General features: G+C 70.5%; 18 protein-coding genes. 15 read left to right on the top strand and 3 right to left on the bottom strand.

Annotation, left to right across the window (positions count from 1 at the left end; all coding sequences use genetic code 11):
• Positions 1 to 89 precede the first annotated feature (89 nt).
• The 12 genes from AB0G04_RS22625 (at position 90) to AB0G04_RS22570 (ending at position 11954) form a co-directional block, all read left to right on the top strand.
• A complete protein-coding gene (locus AB0G04_RS22625; RefSeq protein WP_360985906.1) occupies positions 90 to 1514 on the top strand; it encodes a sigma 54-interacting transcriptional regulator in 1425 nt (474 codons plus the stop codon).
• A gap of 5 nt (positions 1515 to 1519) precedes the next feature.
• Positions 1520 to 3487 carry a VWA domain-containing protein gene (locus AB0G04_RS22620; RefSeq protein ID WP_360985903.1) on the top strand — a complete coding sequence of 656 codons (1968 nt, stop codon included), beginning with the start codon at positions 1520 to 1522 and terminating at the stop codon, positions 3485 to 3487.
• Positions 3488 to 3670: 183 nt separating this feature from the next.
• The gene (locus AB0G04_RS22615; RefSeq protein WP_360985900.1) at positions 3671 to 4273 is read left to right on the top strand and encodes a CDP-alcohol phosphatidyltransferase family protein; all 603 of its coding nucleotides are present in this window, start codon (positions 3671 to 3673) and stop codon (positions 4271 to 4273) included.
• Complete coding sequence (locus tag AB0G04_RS22610; protein WP_360985897.1) at positions 4270 to 5238, top strand: DUF881 domain-containing protein; 969 nt, start codon at positions 4270 to 4272, stop codon at positions 5236 to 5238. The genes AB0G04_RS22615 and AB0G04_RS22610 overlap by 4 nt, the downstream gene beginning before the upstream one ends.
• Positions 5235 to 5567 (top strand): small basic family protein, encoded by a 333-nt coding sequence (locus AB0G04_RS22605; protein ID WP_106320077.1) that lies wholly within the window; start codon positions 5235 to 5237, stop codon positions 5565 to 5567. Before AB0G04_RS22610 ends, AB0G04_RS22605 begins: the two co-directional genes overlap by 4 nt.
• 9 nt (positions 5568 to 5576) lie before the next feature.
• Positions 5577 to 6611, top strand: a complete 1035-nt coding sequence (locus AB0G04_RS22600) for a DUF881 domain-containing protein (protein ID WP_360985894.1) — start codon at positions 5577 to 5579, stop codon at positions 6609 to 6611.
• Between the two features lie 15 nt (positions 6612 to 6626).
• Positions 6627 to 7007 carry a glycine cleavage system protein GcvH gene (gene gcvH, locus AB0G04_RS22595; protein WP_106320073.1) on the top strand — a complete coding sequence of 127 codons (381 nt, stop codon included), beginning with the start codon at positions 6627 to 6629 and terminating at the stop codon, positions 7005 to 7007.
• 209 nt (positions 7008 to 7216) lie between these two features.
• On the top strand, positions 7217 to 7666 hold the full coding sequence (locus AB0G04_RS22590) for an FHA domain-containing protein (protein ID WP_360985889.1): 450 nt from the start codon (positions 7217 to 7219) through the stop codon (positions 7664 to 7666).
• A 68-nt stretch (positions 7667 to 7734) separates the two neighbouring features.
• Positions 7735 to 8403: a MerR family transcriptional regulator gene (locus AB0G04_RS22585; RefSeq protein WP_360985886.1), complete on the top strand. Its 669-nt coding sequence runs from the start codon at positions 7735 to 7737 to the stop codon at positions 8401 to 8403.
• Positions 8404 to 8502: 99 nt separating this feature from the next.
• On the top strand, positions 8503 to 8967 hold the full coding sequence (locus AB0G04_RS22580; RefSeq protein ID WP_092540989.1) for a bifunctional nuclease family protein: 465 nt from the start codon (positions 8503 to 8505) through the stop codon (positions 8965 to 8967).
• A gap of 143 nt (positions 8968 to 9110) precedes the next feature.
• Positions 9111 to 9659, top strand: coding sequence for a MerR family transcriptional regulator (locus AB0G04_RS22575; RefSeq protein WP_360985883.1), 549 nt, complete (start codon positions 9111 to 9113; stop codon positions 9657 to 9659).
• 39 nt (positions 9660 to 9698) lie between these two features.
• Positions 9699 to 11954 carry an excinuclease ABC subunit UvrA gene (locus tag AB0G04_RS22570; RefSeq protein WP_360985880.1) on the top strand — a complete coding sequence of 752 codons (2256 nt, stop codon included), beginning with the start codon at positions 9699 to 9701 and terminating at the stop codon, positions 11952 to 11954.
• Positions 11955 to 12093: 139 nt separating this feature from the next.
• On the opposite strand, the gene AB0G04_RS22565 is transcribed toward AB0G04_RS22570, so the two are convergent.
• A complete protein-coding gene (locus AB0G04_RS22565; RefSeq protein WP_360985877.1) occupies positions 12094 to 12885 on the bottom strand; it encodes an alpha/beta hydrolase in 792 nt (263 codons plus the stop codon).
• A 99-nt stretch (positions 12886 to 12984) separates the two neighbouring features.
• Between AB0G04_RS22565 and AB0G04_RS22560 the strand changes: the two genes are divergently transcribed.
• On the top strand, positions 12985 to 13980 hold the full coding sequence (locus AB0G04_RS22560) for a sigma-70 family RNA polymerase sigma factor (protein WP_360985874.1): 996 nt from the start codon (positions 12985 to 12987) through the stop codon (positions 13978 to 13980).
• Here AB0G04_RS22560 and AB0G04_RS22555 read toward each other — a convergent pair.
• On the bottom strand, positions 13879 to 14325 hold the full coding sequence (locus AB0G04_RS22555; protein ID WP_360985871.1) for an STAS domain-containing protein: 447 nt from the start codon (positions 14323 to 14325) through the stop codon (positions 13879 to 13881). The genes AB0G04_RS22560 and AB0G04_RS22555 overlap by 102 nt on opposite strands.
• A 378-nt stretch (positions 14326 to 14703) precedes the next feature.
• On the bottom strand, positions 14704 to 16638 hold the full coding sequence (gene asnB, locus AB0G04_RS22550) for an asparagine synthase (glutamine-hydrolyzing) (RefSeq protein ID WP_360985868.1): 1935 nt from the start codon (positions 16636 to 16638) through the stop codon (positions 14704 to 14706).
• A 155-nt stretch (positions 16639 to 16793) separates the two neighbouring features.
• On the opposite strand from asnB, the gene AB0G04_RS22545 reads away from it, so the two are divergent.
• Positions 16794 to 17498 (top strand): response regulator transcription factor, encoded by a 705-nt coding sequence (locus tag AB0G04_RS22545; RefSeq protein WP_360985865.1) that lies wholly within the window; start codon positions 16794 to 16796, stop codon positions 17496 to 17498.
• Positions 17495 to 19282 (top strand): ATP-binding protein, encoded by a 1788-nt coding sequence (locus AB0G04_RS22540; RefSeq protein ID WP_360985862.1) that lies wholly within the window; start codon positions 17495 to 17497, stop codon positions 19280 to 19282. Before AB0G04_RS22545 ends, AB0G04_RS22540 begins: the two co-directional genes overlap by 4 nt.
• Positions 19283 to 19332 lie beyond the last annotated feature (50 nt).

Genomic DNA, 19332 nt, shown 5'->3' with positions numbered 1-19332 from the left:
CGGACCGTAACCAGAGCCAATCCCGCGGCCCTGGATGTGTCCGCCCGCACAATCGTTGTTTGTCATATCCGCGGAGTAGCGTTCCCCCGGTGACAGAGGCGACTACCGCGATCACGCCCACCCCACCCGCTGACCTGCCCCGGACCGTCGGGGAACTGCGTGCCTCCGGGCACGAGTTCCGCACGGTCAAGGAGGAACTCCGCGACAACCTGCTGGCCCGGCTCGGCTCCGGCGAGCCCCGGTTCCCCGGCATCGTCGGCTATGAGGACACCGTCCTGCCCGAGGTCGAGCGGGCCCTGCTCGCCGGCCACGACATGGTGCTGCTCGGCGAGCGCGGCCAGGGCAAGACCCGGCTGATCCGGGCTCTCACCGGCCTGCTCGACGAGTGGACGCCCTACATCGCCGGGTCCGAGCTGCACGAGCACCCGTACCACCCGCTCACCCCGGCGGCCCGGCGACTGGCCGCCGAGGCCGGTGACCTGCTGCCGATCGCCTGGCTGCACCGCTCCGAGCGGTACGGCGAGAAGCTCGCCACCCCGGACACCAGCGTGGGTGACCTGATCGGCGACGTCGACCCGATCAAGGTGGCCGAGGGCCGCGCCCTGGGCGATCCGGACACCATCCATTTCGGCCTGGTGCCACGCACCAACCGGGGCATCTTCGCCGTCAACGAGCTGCCCGACCTGGCCGAGCGCATCCAGGTGTCGCTGCTCAACGTGCTCGAGGAACGCGACATCCAGGTCCGCGGCTACCAGCTTCGGCTGCCGCTCGACCTGCTGCTCGTGGCGTCGGCCAACCCGGAGGACTACACCAACCGCGGCCGGATCATCACCCCGCTCAAGGACCGGTTCGGGGCGGAGATCCGCACCCACTACCCGATCGATCTGGAGCTGGAGACCGCCCTGATCCGGCAGGAGGCGTCGCTGGTGGCGTCCCTGCCCGAGCACCTGGTCGAGGTCCTCGCGAGGTACACCCGGGGCGTCCGCGAGTCGCCGTCGGTGGACGCCCGCTCCGGGGTGTCCGCCAGGTTCGCGATCGCCGCCGCCGAGACGGTGGCCGCGTCCGCGCTGCGCCGGGCCGGGCTGCGCGGCGAGCGTGAGGCCGTGGCCCGCGTCTGCGACACGGTGTCGGTCACGTCGACGCTGCGTGGCAAGGTCGAGTTCGAGAGCGGCGAGGAGGGCCGGGAGACCGAGATCCTCGGGCACCTGCTGCGGGTCGCCACCGCCGAGACGTTCCGCGCCCGGCTGGGCGGCCTCGACCTGTCCGGGTTCACCGATCTGGTGGCCGAGGGCGCCATCATCCAGACCGGCGACCTGGTCAGCGCCGAGGAGCTGCTCGGTCAGATCGGCACCGTCCCGGGCCTGGCGAAGGTGCTCGACCGGCTCGGCCTGGGTGACGCGCCCAGCCCCGGGCAGGCGGCCTCCGGCATCGAGTTCGTGCTGGAGGGCCTGCACCTGACCCGTCGCCTGGCCAAGGAGCTGACCGACGACGGCCGCACCCTCTACGGGAGCTGACCGGGATGAGTGGGAACGTCTTCCGATACGGGGCATGGCGCGACGGGCCCGACCCGCTCGCGCCGCCCTATGACGTGCGGGCGGCCGTCGACGAGATGGGCGAGCGTGTCCTGGCCGGTGACAGCCTGCGCGACGCGCTGCGCGATCTGATCCGGCAGGGCCCGCGCGACGGCCGCGGGCTGGACGCGCTGCGGGAACGCGCCCGCCGGCTGCGGCGCGAGGCGCTGCGCCGCGGCAATCTCGACGGTGCGGTGACCCGGGCCCGGCAGATGCTCGACCAGGCCCTCGCGACCGAGCGTGACGCGCTGGCCGCCCGCGACGACGACGCGGCCCGGTTCAACGAGGCGATGCTCGACAACCTGCCCCGGTCGGTGTCCCAGGCCGTCGCGGACCTGTCCGGCTACGACTGGGCGTCCGCCGAGGCCCGTGAGATCTACCAGCAGATCCTCTCCGGGCTGCGCCAGGAGGTGGTGGAGCAGCGGTTCGCCGGCATGAAACAGGCCCTTCAGCAGGGTGACCTGTCCGAGGTCGCGGACATGGTCCGTGACCTGAACGGCCTGCTCGCCAAACACGCCCGCGGCGAGGACACCGGCGACGCGTTCCGTGACTTCATGCAGAAGCACGGCCGGTTCTTCCCGGACAACCCGCGCGACGTCGACGAGCTGATCGACTCGCTGGCCCGGCAGGCCGCCGCCGCGGAACGGCTGATGCGCTCGCTCAGCCCGCAGCAGCGCGAGGAACTGCAGCAGCTGATGGCGCAGGCGCTCGGCGACGGGCCGCTGGCCGGGCAGCTCGCCGAGCTCACCGACAACCTGCGTTCGCTGCGCCCGAACCTGAACTGGGGGCGCGGGGAACGGATGCGCGGCCCGGCCGATCTCGGGTACGGCGACGCCGCCTCGGCGCTCGGCGAGCTCGCCGACCTCGACGAGCTGATCGACCAGCTCGGCCAGGACCATCCCGGTGCCACCCTCGACGACGTGGACGTCGAGGCCGTGGAACGCCAGCTCGGCCGGGGTGCCGCCGACGACCTGCGGCGGCTGCGCGAGCTGGAGCGGGAACTGCGGCGGCAGGGCTGGGTGCAGCGCGACGCCGACGGGCTCACCCTCTCGCCGAAAGCGCTGCGCCGTCTCGGTCAGACCGCCCTCTCCGCGATCTTCCGGGACCTCGCCGGCAAACGCGGGCAGCACGACACCCGCGACGCCGGCGCCGCGGGTGACCTGATCGGATCGTCGCGCCGCTGGGAGTTCGGTGACGACCAGCCGCTCGACGTGGTCCGCACGATCGGCAACGCGGTCCGGCGGCGGTCCGCCGGTGGCCGGGCGAGGGTGCCGGTCCGCCTGGAGCCGGACGACTTCGAGGTGGCCGAGACCGAGCGCCGTTCCTCGGCCGTGGTCGCGCTCTGCGTCGACCTGTCCTACTCGATGTACGCCGACGGCCGCTGGGGCCCGATGAAACAGACCGCCCTGGCCCTGTCGCACCTGGTCGCCACGAAGTACCCGCAGGACGCGCTGCAGATCATCGGTTTCGGCCGGTACGCGCAGATGCTGTCCCAGGGTGAGCTGGCCGCCGTCGAACCGACCGCGGAGAAGGGCACGAACCTGCAGCACGCCCTGAAACTGGCGGCCCGGCACGTGCGCCGGCACCCCGGTGCCGAACCGGTCGTGCTGGTCGTCACCGACGGCGAGCCCACCTCCCACCTGGAGGAGGACGGCGAGGCGATCTTCTGGTGGCCGCCGCTGCCGGAGACGATCCAGGCCACGATCCGCGAGGTGGATCTGCTGACCAGGTTCGGCGCCACGCTGAACGTGTTCATGCTCGGTGAGGATCCGGGACTGCGCCGCTTCGTGGGTGCCGTCGCTCACCGCAACGGTGGCCGGGTCTTCAGCCCTGAACCCGGGGAGCTCGGCCGGTACGTGATCGACGACTACGTCCGGGCCCGGCGCGGCCGGGCAGCGCGCCGAGCCGCCAGCTAGCCTCCTAGGATGCCCTTCGCGGTGTGGCGGGTGTGACTGCGCGTCAGGCGTGCGGACGCGGCTGGTTATAGTTGCTCCGCGACCGGGACGTACATGCACAGCCGCCACAGCGCGCAGCGGCCGGTTTCCGGGCTCGCGCACGAGTCGGGCGGGGGCCTCGGCCGAGGGGGAGAGGAAGTCGCGATGTCGCAGCAGCCTGCGCCGTCCATCGAGACCTCCGACCGGATCTGGACCCTGCCCAACGCCATCAGCATGCTGCGGCTGCTCGGGGTTCCGCTCTTCCTCTATCTGCTGCTCGGTGTGGAGAACGACGTCGGCGCGGTGATCGTGCTGATGGTCGGCGGTTCCACCGACTGGGTGGACGGCTACGTGGCCCGCCGGATGAACTCGGTCAGCCGTCTCGGTGAGCTGCTCGATCCGTTCGCGGACCGGCTCTACATCGTGGCGACCCTGGTCGGTTTCACCGTGCGCGAGGTGATCCCGCTGTGGCTGACCGGGGCGTTGCTGCTGCGCGAGGCGGTGCTCGGCGTGGTGCTGCTCATCCTGCGCCGGCACGGATACGGGCCGCCGCCCGTGCACTATGTCGGCAAGACCGGCACGTTCCTGCTGCTCGGATCGTTCCCGATCATCCTGCTGGCCAAGGCGGTGCCGTCGTTCGAGTGGTGGGCCGGCCCGGTGGGCTGGGGCCTGGCCTGGTGGGCGCTGGGGCTGTACTGGTGTGCGGCCGTCCTCTACCTGATCCAGGCGGTGCGGGTGCTCCGCGCCGACCGGGAGGCGTCGTCGTGATCCGGCCGGCTGCCGAGCCGGGCCTGCCCGAACTCGACGGGCCGCCGGATCCGGACGGTGGGGCGGGAAAACGGACATATGCTCCCGACTTCCTGACCGCGCTGTTCCAGAACCCGCTCGACCCGGGCTACGCCGACGCGGCCGCACGCCGGGCGAAGGAGGGCCCGCGGACCGGGGCCCGGCGCCTCGCGGCCGGCGGATCGGCCGCGCTGACTCTGATGCTGATCGGCGTTCTGCTGGTGGTGGCCTACCGCCAGACGATGGCCGAGGAACCGGCCCGCACCACGGCGCGGGAGTCGCTGATCGGTCAGGTGCACAACCGGCGGGCCGAGACCGAGGAGCTGCAGCGCCGGGCCGACCGGCTCGCCGACGAGGTGGCGGCGCTGCGGGACAGCGAGCTGGGCGGTGAGGCGGTGGCCCGGCTCCAGGAGTTGGAGGCGGTCACCGGCATGGCCCGGGTGCGGGGCTCCGGCGCACGGATCACGCTGGTGGACGGGCCCACGTCGGTGGACGTGGTGACCGGGGAGCGGCGGGCCGAGGCGCAGGTGAAGGACACCGATCTGCAGCTGGCGGCGAACGCGCTCTGGGAGGCCGGCGCCGAGGCCATCATGATCAACGGGCAGCGGCTGACCGCGACGTCGCGGATCCGGCAGGCCGGTGAGGCGATCCTGGTGGACATCCGGCCGGTCGGCTCGCCGTACCAGATCTCGGCGATCGGTCCCGACGACCTGGCCGACGCTTTCCGCGAGGGGTACGCCGGCCAGTTCTTCGAGACGTTGTCGGACCGGTTCGGGATCTCCTTCAAAGCCACCGAGGCCGATGATCTGACCCTCGAGGCGGCGGCCGGGTTCAAGTTGCGGTCGGTGCAGCCGAGCGTCGCGCCGTCGGAATCTCCCTCGTCGAACGCGTCGTCCGGTGCGGGGTCGTCCGTGCCGGACATCTCAGTGACGGAAGGCGGCCGATGATCGCCGTACTCGCCCTGCTCGCCGGTGTCCTGCTGGGCATCCTGTTCGAGCCGTCCGTTCCACCCGAGCTGGTGCCGTACCTGCCGATCGCGGTGGTGGCGGCCCTGGACGCGGTGTTCGGCGGGGTGCGCGCCAAGCTGGACGGCATCTTCGACGACAAGCAGTTCGTGGTGTCGTTCATCTCGAACGTGCTGGTCTCGGCGCTGATCGTCTACGTGGGTGACCAGCTCGGCGTCGGCGGTCAGCTGTCGACAGGTGTCGTCGTCGTGCTCGGCGTGCGGATCTTCGGTAATGTCGCGGCGATCCGACGCCACCTCTTCCGGGCATAGGGACGTGCGATGACCGACCCCGACGACACCGTGGACAAGACCCCGGAGGGCGCTGCCGCGAGCGTGCCCCGGCAGGCGGACAAGGAGACGGCGGGCTCGCGTTCGGTGGCGGCGGAGGCGGACGAGGAGCCGACCGTGTCGCTTGCCGGGCGGGAGCTGACCGCACCACGGCCGGTGGACCCGCACGAGGCGGACGGTCAGGCGGACACGGCAGGGGCGGGTGCTGCTCCGGCCGTACCAGAAGGTGATCTTGATCTCGGGCGAAGCGTGCCGGAATCCGCGGGGGAGACATCCGACACGTCACCCGATCCGTCGATTTCCGTGCCGAAAACAGAGAGTGATCCTGGTCGCCCGGCCCGGCGGCGCCCCGCCCCGGCCGGCACGCTGATCTGGGTGCTGCTGGCCCTGCTCGGATTCACCCTGGTGGTGCAGCTGCGCAGCAACGACGCCGACGAGGGGCTGTCGGCCATGCGGCAGGAGGACCTGGTCCGGATCCTCAGCGACCTGGAGGCCCAGGACAGCCGGCTGCTGGCCGAGATCCAGGCCCTGGAGCAGAGCAGACAGCAGCTCAGCTCGGAGGTCGGCGGCAAGGAGGCGGCGCAGGCGGAGGCCCAGCGGCGCAGTCAGGACCTGGGGCTGCTGGCCGGCACGGTACCCGGCCGCGGTCCCGGTCTGGACATCACACTGAGCAATGTCCGGGCCTCGGACGTGCTGAACACCGTGCAGGAGCTGCGTGGCGCCGGCGGTGAGGTGATGCAGCTCATCGGCGCGAACGGGGCTGCCGTACGGGTGGTCGCGTCAAGTTTCTTCGTGGACGCGGCCGGTGGTGGCATCATCGCGGACGGCGAGGAACTGACCGGCCCGTTCCACCTTCTGGTGATCGGCCCGGCGGGCACGATGAGTACGGCGCTGCAGATCCCGGGCGGGGTGGTGGCGTCGGCGAAGAACGACGGCGGTAGCGTGACCATGGACTCGCGTTCGCTGGTCGAAGTGACCGCTGTGCGTAAGGCGGCAGCCTTGCGGTACGCGCGTCCGGTGTCGTGATTAACGGAGGAAGCGTTGATTCCTGAGGATCTGCGGTATACCGCGGAGCACGAGTGGGTCGCCGGTGACGGCAGCGGGCCGGTGCGGGTGGGGATCACCCATTTCGCGCAGGACGCGCTGGGTGACATCGTCTACGTGCAGCTGCCCGACGAGGGCACGGTGGTGCAGGCGGGCGACTCGCTCGGCGAGATCGAGTCGACCAAGAGCGTCTCGGAGATCTACGCGCCGATTTCCGGCACGGTGGTGGCGAGGAATGCCACGCTGACGGACGAGCCGGAGATCATCAATGGCGAGCCGTACGCCGCCGGGTGGCTTGTCGAGATCGCTCCGGACGATCCCGCGTCGGTGGCCGCACTGCTTGACGCGGCGGCCTACCGGGCTCTCACCGAAAGCTGAAGCGTCGCCGGGTTTCATACCCGTCCATTCGTTCCCCGCGAGTCCGGTTGCTCAGCGATATTGGCGCTGACTAGGCTCGCGGAGCACACGAAGAACTGTTATTCCTTTGAAACCGATAGTCGTGCGTCGGGCCGAAATGGCCCCGGCGGGGCCGCAACGTCGCCAGCCTCGCCGGGAGGCGACGACCAACTGATCCGTGAGGTGGTCCGATGACGCGCCCAGACGACGAGTTCCCCCCGCTCGACGTCACGTCCACGCTGAACCTTGGCGCCCTTGACGAGGTGCTCGAGGGACCCGAGACGGACGTGGTTCCGAGCCGTGTGGCCGGCTCGCTCCCCCCGGGGATGGCTCTGCTGGTGGTGCGCCGTGGGCCCAACGCCGGCGCCCGCTTCCTCCTCGATCACGACGTGACGACCAGCGGCCGGCACCCGGACAGTGACATCTTCCTCGACGACGTGACGGTGTCGCGCCGCCACGCCGAGTTCCACCGCGACGGTGGTGTCTTCACCGTTCGCGACGTCGGTTCGCTCAACGGTACGTACGTGAACCGGGAAAGGGTCGAATCCGCGACCCTCAGCAACGGTGACGAGGTCCAGATCGGCAAGTTCCGTCTGGTGTTCATCGCCGGTCCGCGGCCGGAGGGCGAGGGCCGGGCGTGACTCCGTCGGGGGCGGCAGCGCGTGATCCGGGGGCCTCGCGCCCTCAGGACGGGCGTGAGGGTGCGCTGATGAGCATCGGGGAGGTGCTGGCCCATCTGCGCACCGAGTTCCCCGACACCACGATCTCGAAATTGCGGTTCCTGGAGGCGGAGGGTCTGGTCGACCCGCAGCGCACCGCTTCCGGGTACCGCAAGTATTCGTGGAACGACGTGGCCCGGCTGCGGTTCGTGCTGACCGCTCAGCGCGACCAGTACCTCCCCTTGCGGGTGATCCGGGAGCAGCTGGACCGGATGGAGAAGGAGCCGGTCACGCCGCAGCGTCCCACGTTGGTCGCGGTCGGTACCCAGCAGGCGAAGGACCCGGCGGACTCCCGCATCCCGAAAGCCGATCTGATCGAGCGGACCGGGGTGGAGGAGGCGCTGCTGGCCGAGCTGGAGCAGATCGGCCTGGTCACCGCACGTCCGCCGGGCTGGTACGACGCCGATCAGGTGATCATCGTGGAGGCCGTGGTGGGTCTCACCCGGTACGGCCTGGAGGTTCGTCACCTGCGTGCCTTCCGCAACGGCGCGGACCGTGAGGTGGGCCTGTTCACACAGCTGCTGGCGCCGATGGTGCGTCAGCACGACCCGGCGGCCCGGGCCCGTGCCGCCGAGACCGCGCGTGAGCTGCAGGCGCTCTCGCAGCGGTTGCACGCGGCGCTGGTGCGTTCGGGTCTACGGGGTGAGTTGGGTCGCTGAAAGGCGATGCCGCATGGATCGGACACCCGTGGTGTGCGTGTACCGTGCAGGTTAGGGCGGCTGCGGTGCGGCCGAGACAATAACGACACGGAGGCGGCGGTGCGTGAGCTGAGCGTGGTCGGGGTCCGGGTGGAGCTGCCCAGCAACCAGCCGATCGTGTTGCTGCGGGAGGTCGACGGCGACCGCTATCTGCCGATCTGGATCGGTGCGGTGGAGGCGACGGCGATCGCCTACGAGCAGCAGGGGGTCAAGCCGGCCCGTCCGCTGACCCACGACCTGTTGCGGGACATCCTGGCGGCGCTGAAGGCCCCGCTGAAGGCGGTCGAGATCACCGAACTGAAGGACAACGTCTTCTACGCCGATCTCTTGATCGGTGACAATCTGCGGGTCTCGGCCCGGCCGAGTGACTCGATCGCGCTCGCTCTGCGTGTCGGCGCTCCGATCCGTTGTGCCGATCAGGTGCTCACCGAGGCCGGCATCGTCATCCCCGATGAGCAGGAGGACGAGGTCGAGAAGTTCCGGGAATTCCTCGACCAGGTGCGTCCCGAGGATTTCGCGGGCTGACATCGACCGGCGCCGTTCGTCCGTGCGCGGCGTGTCGAGCGGTTACCTCCATGTTTCGGCCTCGATTGAGATATACGCTCGTGAAGTCCAGGTGAACCGGCATACCGCCTAGATTTTGATCATGGGCGCGGGGAGGTAGTCGCGTGCACGAGCAACCTCTTGAAGGCCCACTCGTCGGCGAGGACGGCGAGGTCGGATATCGGGGAGTGACCGCCTGTCAGGCCGTCGGCATCAGCTACCGGCAGCTCGACTACTGGGCCCGGACCACGCTGGTGGTTCCGAGCGTGCGGGACGCCTCCGGATCCGGCACTCAGCGCCTCTACTCGTTCCGTGACCTGGTCGTCCTGAAGGTCGTCAAGCGTCTGCTGGACGCCGGGGTGTCGCTGCAGAACATCCGCCGGGCCATCGAGACGCTGCGTTCGCGCGGAGTCGACGATCTGGCCGAGATCACGCTGATATCGGACGGCACGACGGTCTACGAGTGCCGGTCCCCGGAGGAGGTCGTCGATCTCCTGCAGGGCGGTCAGGGCGTGTTCGGCATCGCGATCGGTGGCGCGTTCAAGGAGATCCAGGGCTCGTTGTCGCACCTGCCGTCGGAGCCGGCCGCCGGGCCGCAGCCGGTCGGGGCGCCCGCGCAGCCGGCCGAGGGTGACGAGCTGGCGGCCCGCCGGGCCCGCCGTCGCGCCGGATAACGGACGGTTTCTGATCGCATCCCGCGATACGGTCGCCCGGTGACCCACATCGCAGACAGCCACGATGTCATCCAGGTCCGCGGGGCCCGCGAGAACAACCTTCGCGACGTCTCCCTGGACATTCCGAAACGGCGACTGACGGTCTTCACCGGGGTGTCCGGTTCGGGGAAGTCGTCCCTGGTGTTCGGCACCATCGCCGCCGAGTCGCAGCGGATGATCAACGAGACGTACTCGGCTTTCCTGCAGTCGTTCATGGGCAGTCCGGCCCGGCCCGACGTCGACGCCCTGCACAATCTGAGTGCCGCGATCGTCGTCGACCAGGAGCGGATGGGCGCCAACGCCCGGTCCACCCTCGGGACTGCCACCGACGCGTACACGATGCTCCGGATCGTCTTCAGCCGCCTCGGCACACCGGGCGCCGGCAGCGCGCTCGCCTACTCGTTCAACGCCGAGGGCATGTGCCCCGGCTGCGAAGGGCTCGGCAAGGTGTCGACCCTCGACCTCGACCAGCTCGTCGACCGGTCGAAGTCGATCAACGAGGGTGCGATCACCGTCCCGAACTTCAGCGTCGACGGCTGGTACGTGCGCGGCTTCGCCGAGTCCGGGCTGTTCGACCCGGACAAGCCGATCAAGGAGTTCACCGAGCGGGAGCTCGACGACTTCCTCCACAAGCCGGCGACCAAGGTCAAGGTCAACGGCATCAACACGACGTACGAGGGACTCGTCGTGAAGGTGCAGCGGATGTACCTGACGAAGGAACGCGAGTCGGTGCAGCCGCACATCCGTGCCTTCATCGACCGGGCGGCGACGTTCGCGGCCTGCCCCGGCTGCGGCGGCGCCCGCCTCAAGCCGGCGGTGCTCGAGTCCCGGATCGACGGGCGCAACATCGCTGAGTGCTCGGCCATGCAGGTCAGCGACCTGGCGGTGTTCCTGGCCGGGGTCACCGCACCCTCGGTGGCACCGGTCGTGGCGAACCTGCGGCAGACCCTGGACTCCCTCGTCGAGATCGGGCTCGGCTATCTGTCGCTGGACCGGGAGTCGGCGACACTGTCCGGCGGGGAGGCGCAGCGGGTCAAGATGGTGCGGCACCTCGGTTCGAGTCTCACCGACATCACGTACGTGTTCGACGAGCCGACGGTGGGCCTGCACACGCACGACATCCAGCGGATGAACGGGCTGCTGCTGCGCCTGCGGGACAAGGGGAACACGGTCCTGGTGGTCGAGCACAAGCCGGAGACGATCTCGATCGCCGACCATGTGGTGGACATCGGACCGGGCGCCGGGCCGGCCGGCGGCCGCATCCAGTTCGAGGGGCCGGTGGCCGAGCTGCGGGCGTCGTCCACGCTGACCGGGCAATACCTGGAGCATCGCGTCGGCGTCAAACCGCTGGTTAGGCCGCATAACGGAAATATCCCCATCCGTGGGGCCAATACACACAATCTGCAAGACGTTTCCGTGGACATCCCGACCGGTGTGCTGACCGTCGTCACCGGGGTGGCCGGATCCGGCAAGAGCTCGCTGATCTACGGCTCACTGCGGCACCGCGACGGCGTGATCGTCGTCGACCAGTCCGCCATCCGGGGCTCCCGGCGCAGCAACCCGGCCACCTACACCGGGCTGCTCGACGCCGTCCGTACCGCCTTCGCCAAGGCCAACGGCGTCAAGGCCGCCCTGTTCAGCGCCAACTCCGAAGGTGCCTGCCCGAACTGCAAGGGCATCGGACTGGTCTACATGGATCTGGCCATGATGGCCGGTGTCGCCAGCGTGTGCGAGGAGTGCGAAGGACGGCGCTTCACCGCCGAGGTCCTCGGTTACAAGCTGCGCGGCCGCGACATCAGCGAGGTCCTGGCCATGCCGGTCGGCGAAGCACTCGAGTTCTTCACCGAGAAGGCCGCCCGCGCCGTCCTCGACCGGCTCAACGCCGTCGGACTCGGATACATCACTCTCGGCCAGCCCCTCAACACCCTCTCCGGCGGCGAGCGGCAGCGCCTCAAACTCGCCGTCCACATGGGCGGCGGCACCGCCACCTACCTGCTCGACGAACCCACCAGCGGCCTGCACCTGGCCGACGTCGACCAGCTGTTGGCCCTGCTCGACCGGCTCGTCGACACCGGCAACACGGTCATCGTCATCGAGCACCACATGGCGGTGATGGCCCACGCCGACTGGATCATCGACCTGGGACCCGGAGCCGGCCACGACGGCGGAAAAATCATCTTCACCGGTACGCCCGGCGAACTCGTCGCCACGTCCGACACCCTGACCGCCCGGCACCTGCGCGAATACGTCTCCTGAAGCCCGCCGCTCCAGCCGGCGTGGTGACCCGTGGTGCGCATCGGGCCGCGGGTCACCACGCCGGACGAGCGGAAGCGGTGGCGTGGTGATGTGCGGTGCGGACCGGGCCGCGGGTCACCACGCAGCGCAACGGCCGCGGTCAGTCCCGGTTCCGCAGGAAGTCGAGGGCGATCGTGGCGAACAGCGGCGAGTCGATGATGTCGTAGTGGGTGGTGCCGGGCACGATCGCCAGGGCGTGGCCACCCTTCGGCCGTCCCTCGCCGGTCCAGCCGCCGTCGCGCAGGCCACCGTCGAGCAGGTTGAAGATCTCCACGAAGTGGCTGGGCGGCACCATGTCCGCGTCCGCGCCCATGACCAGCGTCGGCACCCGCAGGCCCCGCACCTCGTCGGTGAGGTCGTAGTCCTGCTGCATCGCCTCGCCGATCTTGTCGAGCAGCCGCGGGAAGTCCTCCGGGCGCGGGGCGACCCGCTGGTACAGCTCGTACATCGGGGTCTCCTTCATGAACTCGGCGGCGGCTGCGGTCACCTGGCCCTGCTGCTCCAGGATCTCCGGATAGGTGGCACTGCGCCGGATCCCGGCCGACGCCGACACCAGCTTGCCGATCTTCTCCGGGTGCCGGATCGCCAGGCGCAGACCGACGCCGCCCCCGAGGGAGAAGCCGACCACGTCCGGCTTGTCCAGTCCCAAGTGGTCGATCAGGGCCGCCACGTCGTCAGCCATCGCGGCGAAGTCGAACGGACGGTCGATGTCCGCGGTACGCCCGTGACCCTGCAGGTCGGGCAGGATCACCTGGTACTGCCCGGTGAAGGCGGACAGCGACGTGCCGAACATCTCGCCCGAACCCAGGCCACCGTGCAGCAGGACCAGCGGCCGGCCGGAACCCTGGATCTCGTAGTAGAGGTTGATGCCGTTCACGTCGACGTAGCTCATGGTCGCTCCCTCATCGTTGCGGTCTACGTGGGGTAGACACACGGCGTCCCGGAAACTCATCGGTGCCGCCGGGAAAAATTCCGCGATAGGTTTCGGCGTGTGAGCGAAGCCGTCACCAATCCACCGATCGAGGCCGAGCTGGAGCGTTTCCGCCCCGAGCTGGTCGGCTACTGCTACCGGATGATGGGTTCGGCCTTCGAGGCCGAGGACGCCGTCCAGGAGACGATGATCCGCGCCTGGCGCGGGCACGACACCTTCGAGGGACGATCGTCGCTGCGGTCCTGGCTCTACCGGATCGCCACCAACGTGTGCCTCAACATGGCCGGCAGCGCCCAGCGCCGGGTCCGCCCGATGGACCTCGGACCGGCCGGCTCCGGCCACGCGACCGACCCCGGCGCCATCCACCCCGAGCAGATCTGGGTGGGCCCGGTCCCCGACGAGCGAATCCTGCCGGAGGGCTCCGACCCGGCGAACCTGATCGCCGAACGCGAGTCGATCCGCCTGGCGTTCGTGGCGGCGCTGCAGCACCTGCCGGCCCGGCAGCGGGCCGTGCTGATTCTGCGGGAGGTGCTGGCCTGGTCGGCGCAGGAGACCGCCGACCTGCTCGACACCTCGGTGGCCAGCGTCAACAGTGCCCTGCAGCGGGCCCGTGCCACGCTTGCGGCCGCCACGCCTTCGGCGGGCGACGCCTTCCATCCTCTCGATGCGGACCAGCGCGAGCTTCTCGGCCGCTACGTCAAAGCCTTCGAGGCGTACGACCTGAGCGCGCTCACCACACTCCTGCACGAGGACGCCACCCTGTCGATGCCGCCGCTGGCCCTGTGGATGCGCGGCCACGACGACATCACGGCATGGATGGCCGGCACCGGCAGCGGCTGCCGCGGGTCCCGTCTCGTCCCGGTGATCGCCAACGGCATGCCGGCGTTCGGCCAGTACCGGTCCAGCCCGACCGGCACCGGCCACGACCCGTGGGCGCTGATCGTCCTGGAGATCTCAGACGGGCGGATCGCGGCCGTCAACAACTTCCTGGACACCGCCCGCCTGTTCCCGCTGTTCGGGCTCCCGCCCCACCTGCCGCCGGCCGACCTGCCCTGACCCTCCGGCCGCCTGCCCCGACCCTCCGGCCGCCTGCTCTGATTCGTCGGTCGCCGGCCCGGCCAGGTCGAGCAGGTCGGTGAGCCCGAGCAATCCGAACAGCAGCAGCAGGCCGGGGGCGGCGCCGGTGACGACCAGCCGGCGGCCGTGCCGGCGCGCGGTCAGCCGTAGCCTGGCCAGCGCCTCGACGGTGACCACATCCGGCCGGTGGATCCCGGCGACGTCACACATCACGACGTCGCCGGGCCGCCCGCGCAGCAGGTCGGCCAGACATGCGCACAGCGCGGGAATGTCAGAGCGTGTGATCGTCGCTCGCACCACGAACCGGACCGCGGAAACCCCCATGGTGGTAGGACCACGGCCGCGGCCGGAACTAATCGGCCGGTCGCCGTCCCCGGATCAGACGCAGTTCCAGGAGAAGCGGCCCTGAGGGATTAACCGGACCGCGTCCCGATCTGGATCGTTTCCGGAAGGGTCGGCCGATCATGCTGTTCCGGGCGGGAACCGGGGCGGGGAGTCCCTTCATGACCGGCCGGGGAGGCGAACGGCGGGCGGGCCCGGCCCGGTGGCGGCCGGGCCGGGCGATCAGGGTGCCGGGCAGCCAAGGTGCCGGGCAGCCAAGCGTCGGATATTCAGGGCGTCGGATTCAGGGCGCCGGGCAGCCAAGCGTCGGATAGTCGGGGTGCCGGATAGGCGGGGCGCCGGGTGACTACGGCGGGCCCTTCACAGGCCGATCGAGGACAGGCCCTCCTGGCGGGGCGTCGGCAACCGGTGGGGGAGCGGCTCGTCGACGACGATCGAGCGTTCCACGGCGATGGCGTGCCACAGGCAGAACATCGCGACGGTCCACACCTTGCGGGACCGGTCGGCGCCGCCCGCACGGTGCTCGGCCAGCAGGCCCCGCACGTACTCGAGGTCGATCAGGTGGCCGGCCTGCGACGTGGACAGCAGGTGGTCGACCCAGTCGCCGATCGGGCCGCGCAGCCACAGCCGGGTCGGCGTCGGGAAGCCGAGCTTCTTGGCCGAGCGCACCGACTCGGGCACGATGCCTTTCATCGCCTCACGCAGCGCGTGTTTCGTGGTCACGGTGCCGGGCGGCAGCTTCAGGTCGGTGGGCAGACCGGCGGCGGCCGCGTAGACCTGCTGGTCCAGGAACGGCACGCGCAGTTCCAGGCTGTGGGCCATCGACATCCGGTCGGCCTTGACCAGGATGTCGCCGGGCAGCCAGGTGTGCAGGTCGACGTACTGCATGGAGGCGACGTGGTCGACGTCGGCGGTCTCGGCGTACAGATGCGCGGTGATCGCCGTGTGGGGCTGGGACGTGAAGCGCATCACCCGCGCCTTCTCGTCCGGGTCGAAGATCCGGGCGTTGCCGTAGTAGCGCTGCTCGATCGGGGTGGTGCCACGTTCCAGGAACGACCGGCCCCTGACGCCCTCGGGCAGCACCTCGGCCAGATGCCGCAGGCCCCGCTTCATGCCGGGTGGCAGCCGGTCGACCCGGTCCAGCGACAGCGGCTCGCGGTAGATGGTGTAGCCGCCGAACAGCTCGTCGGAGCCCTCGCCGGACAGCACCACGGTGACGAACCGGGACGCGGTGCGGGCCAGGAAGAACAGCGGGATCAGCGACGGGTCGGCCACCGGGTCGTCGAGCAGCTGGATGATCCGCGGCAGATGGCTCAGCACGTCCTCGTCGGTGACGACGGTCGGCGTGAGGCGGATGCCGAGCTGGTCGGCGGTGTCCTGGGCGATCTCGATCTCCGAGTAGCCCTGGGCGGCGAAACCGGCGGTGAACGCGTGCAGGTCCGGCTTCTCCCGGGCGGCCAGCGCGGCGATCGCCGACGAGTCGACACCGCTGGACAGGAACGTCCCGACCGGCACGTCGGCGTGCAGGTGCTTGCGGACGCTGGCGGTGAGGGCGTCCTGGATCGCCTGGTACGCCGCCTCCGGCTGCACCCGCAGCGGGCGCAGCGACGGCCGGAACCAGCGGTGCATGCGGATCCCGCCGCCGGGCGTCCAGATGATGCGATGACCCGGCGGCAGCCGCCGGATGTGCCGGTGCAGCGTCATCGGGTCGGGCACGAACTGGAACGTCAGGTAATGGGCGAGAGCCTCGGTCTCCAGGGCCGCGCCGGCCGGAGCGGCGAACGGGTCGAGGACCTTGCGCTCGCTGCCGAGGAACAACCCGTCCGCGGTCTCCAGCATGTAGAGCGGCTTGATCCCGAAGGCGTCGCGGGCCGCGTGCAGCGTGCCGGTGCGGTGGTCGTACGCCACGAAGGCGAACATGCCGCGCAGCCGGGGCAGGGCGGCCTCGCCCCAGTAGTGAAACGCCGCGGCGAGCACCTCGCTGTCGCCGTCGGTGGCGAACGTCGCCTGGTGCTCGCGGATCAGCTCGGCCCGCAGCTCCCGATAGTTGTAGATCTCGCCGTTGAACACCACGGTCCACCGGTCGGCGTAGTGCAGCGGCTGGACCGAGTGCTCCCGGTCGATGATCGCGAGGCGCTTGAAGCCGAACGCGAACCCGTCACCGAACTCGATCTGGGTGTCGTCGGGCCCGCGGTGGTGAATGCTCGTCAGCGAGGTCGCGAAGGCCTCACGGAACGAGGCGTCCAGCGGGCCGGCGTCAGAACGGCTGCTGACGAATGCGCTCAGGCCACACATCGAAGTACCTCCTCAATATTGCAAGGAGGCGACGGTAGGCAGCGACCTGTGAAGAACCTGTGCGGAATGTGCTGTGATTGTGCGCGGCACGAATCCGGGACCTGATCCTCACGGGTTCCTCATATTTCTTGGGCCGCTGGACAGGCTGGGACAGAATGCGAGCCGTGACCGCCCGCATCCTGGTAGCCGACGACGACCCCAAGCACGCGCAGCTGATCCGCCTGTACCTGGAACGGGAAGGGCACCAGGTGCTGACCGTCGGTGACGGGCGGGCCGCTCTCGAGCAGGCCCGCGCCCGCCGTCCCGACCTGGTCGTGCTGGACTGGATGATGCCCGAGGTCGACGGCCTGGACGTCTGCCGGATCCTGCGCGCCGACCCCGACGCGGGCATCGCGAACGTGGCGATCCTGCTGGTCACGGCCCGGTCCGCGGAGAACGACATGCTCCTCGGGCTGGACATCGGCGCCGACGACTACCTGAGCAAGCCGGTCAGCCCGCGCGAGCTCACCGCCCGCATCCGCGCTCTCCTGCGCCGCACCCGCGGCGGCGAGGCCTCCGAGGTGCTGCGGGTCGGCGGGCTCGAGGTCGACGCGCCCCGGTTCGAGGTACGGGTCGACGGCGAGCCCGTCCGGCTGACCGCCAAGGAGTTCGGCATCCTGGAACTGCTCGCCCGGGAACCCGGCCGTGTGTTCACCCGCGGCCAGATCCTGGACAAGACGTTCGGCTTCGAGAACGAGGTGTCCGAGCGGACCGTCGACGCGCACGTCGTCAACCTGCGCCGCAAGATCGAGGTGAACCCGGCCGAACCCCGGTACGTGCAGACCGTCTACGGCCGCGGCTACCGGATCGCCGAGCCGTGAGCTTCCGGCTGCGGATCTTCCTGCTGGTGCTGTTCGTCGCCGGGTCGGCGATCGGCGCCACGGCCTGGCTCACCCTCAGCCTGGCCGCCCGCGAGGTCGCCCGTGCCGAAGAGGCCCGTGACCAGCACGAGGCGGAGATCGTCGACGCCATCCGTGCCTACGGCGTGACCACGGGTCACTGGCTGGGGATCGACGCCGTGGTCGCCGATCTGTCCGACCGGACCGGCCTGCACATCCGGGTGGAGACCCGCGACGGTGACGTGGTCACCGACTCCGACCACATCGAGCAGCGGGCGTCCGGGCCGGTGCAGCGGCTGCCCAGCACCGTCGAGCCGGTGCCGGAACTGGACCAGGACATCCTCACGGCGGCCCGGAGCGCCGGAATGTCACCCGAGGCCCGGCTCGCCCAGCGGCTGAAGGACCCGGCCGGGCGGTTCGAGCCACCGGTGCCACGACGGCCGCAGCTGCCGGTGAACCTGTTCAGCCCGGAGCGGGCCGATCGTGAGCCGACCGAACGGGCGCTGATCCAGGCGGCGCAGTACCGTGCGGCTCTGGCCGCGGTCCAGTGCATGTCCCACGGCGGCGCGGGGTCCTCGACGCTGACCCTGACCCGCCCGCCCTACCTCGACGAGCCGCGCCGCCTGGCCGACCCGGAGTGCGCCACGAAGGCCGTCACCCAGGTCCGGAACGATCTCCCGTGGCTGAGCGACGCGTGGGCGGGGCTCGCCGCCTGCCCCTACACCGGCCAGGGGTACGACAAGTGCCTGCTGCTCGGGTTCCAGACGGCGGTGCAGAGTCCGGCGGTCGTGCCGGTGCAGGTGTACTTCGGCGCCCGGCAGGACCAGGGCCTGGAGGTGATCCGGCAACCGGCCACGATCGGCGCCGCCGCCCTGCTGCTGATCGCCGCCGCCGGCACCGCCGCGATCGCCCGGCGGGTGAGCCGCCCGGTCCGGCTGCTCACCGGTGCCTCCCTGCAGCTGGCCGCCGGTCGCCTGGACGTACGGGTGCCGACCCGCGGCCAGGACGAGCTGGCCCGGCTGTCCGGCGCGTTCAACGCGATGGCGGAGGCACTGCAACGCAGCGAGGAACGTCAGCGGCGGCTCGTCGCGGACGTCGCCCACGAGTTGCGTACCCCGCTGTCGAACCTGCGCGGCTATCTGGAGGGCCTCGCCGACGGGGTGATCGAACCCAGTCCGGAGCTGTTCGCGTCCCTGCACGAGGAGACCCTGCTGCAACGGCGGATCCTCGACGACCTGCAGGTGCTGGCCCTGGCCGAGGCCGGGGAGCTGGGTTACGACCCGATCCCGCTGGACCTGTCCGACCTGACCGAGGCCGCTGCCACCGCGCACCGCGTCGTCGCCGGCAACGCCGGTATCGAGGTGATCGTGGACGCGCCCGAACCGGTCGAGGTGTGTGTCGACCCGGACCGGCTGCGGCAGGTGCTGGGCAACCTGATGAGCAACGCGATCCGCTACACCGACGCCGGCGGGCGGGTCGAGCTGCGGGTCGCCCGGGACGGCCCGGACGCGATCCTGACCGTACGCGACACCGGCGTGGGCATGAACGCCGACGAGGTGTCCCGCGTGTTCGACCGGTTCTGGCGTGCCGACCCGGCCCGGCAGCGGGCCACCGGCGGCTCCGGCCTCGGCCTGACCATCGTCCGCCGGATCGTCGCCGACCAGGGCGGCGACGTGAGCGCCACCAGCGAGCCGGGCCTCGGTACCACCTTCAAGGTCCGGCTCCCGGCGGTGACCGACATAAGCCGCATCCTCGATCCCCGCTGACCGCACGCCGGCCCGGCCCGCGAGGTGACCTGGGAACGGAATGAACGTGC

The sequence above is a fragment of the Actinoplanes sp. NPDC023801 genome (assembly GCF_040639655.1).
Classification (GTDB): Bacteria; Actinomycetota; Actinomycetes; order Mycobacteriales; family Micromonosporaceae; genus Actinoplanes.
The sequence above is the reverse complement of the archived record's forward strand: the minus strand, read 5'-3'. Positions and strand labels throughout refer to the sequence as shown.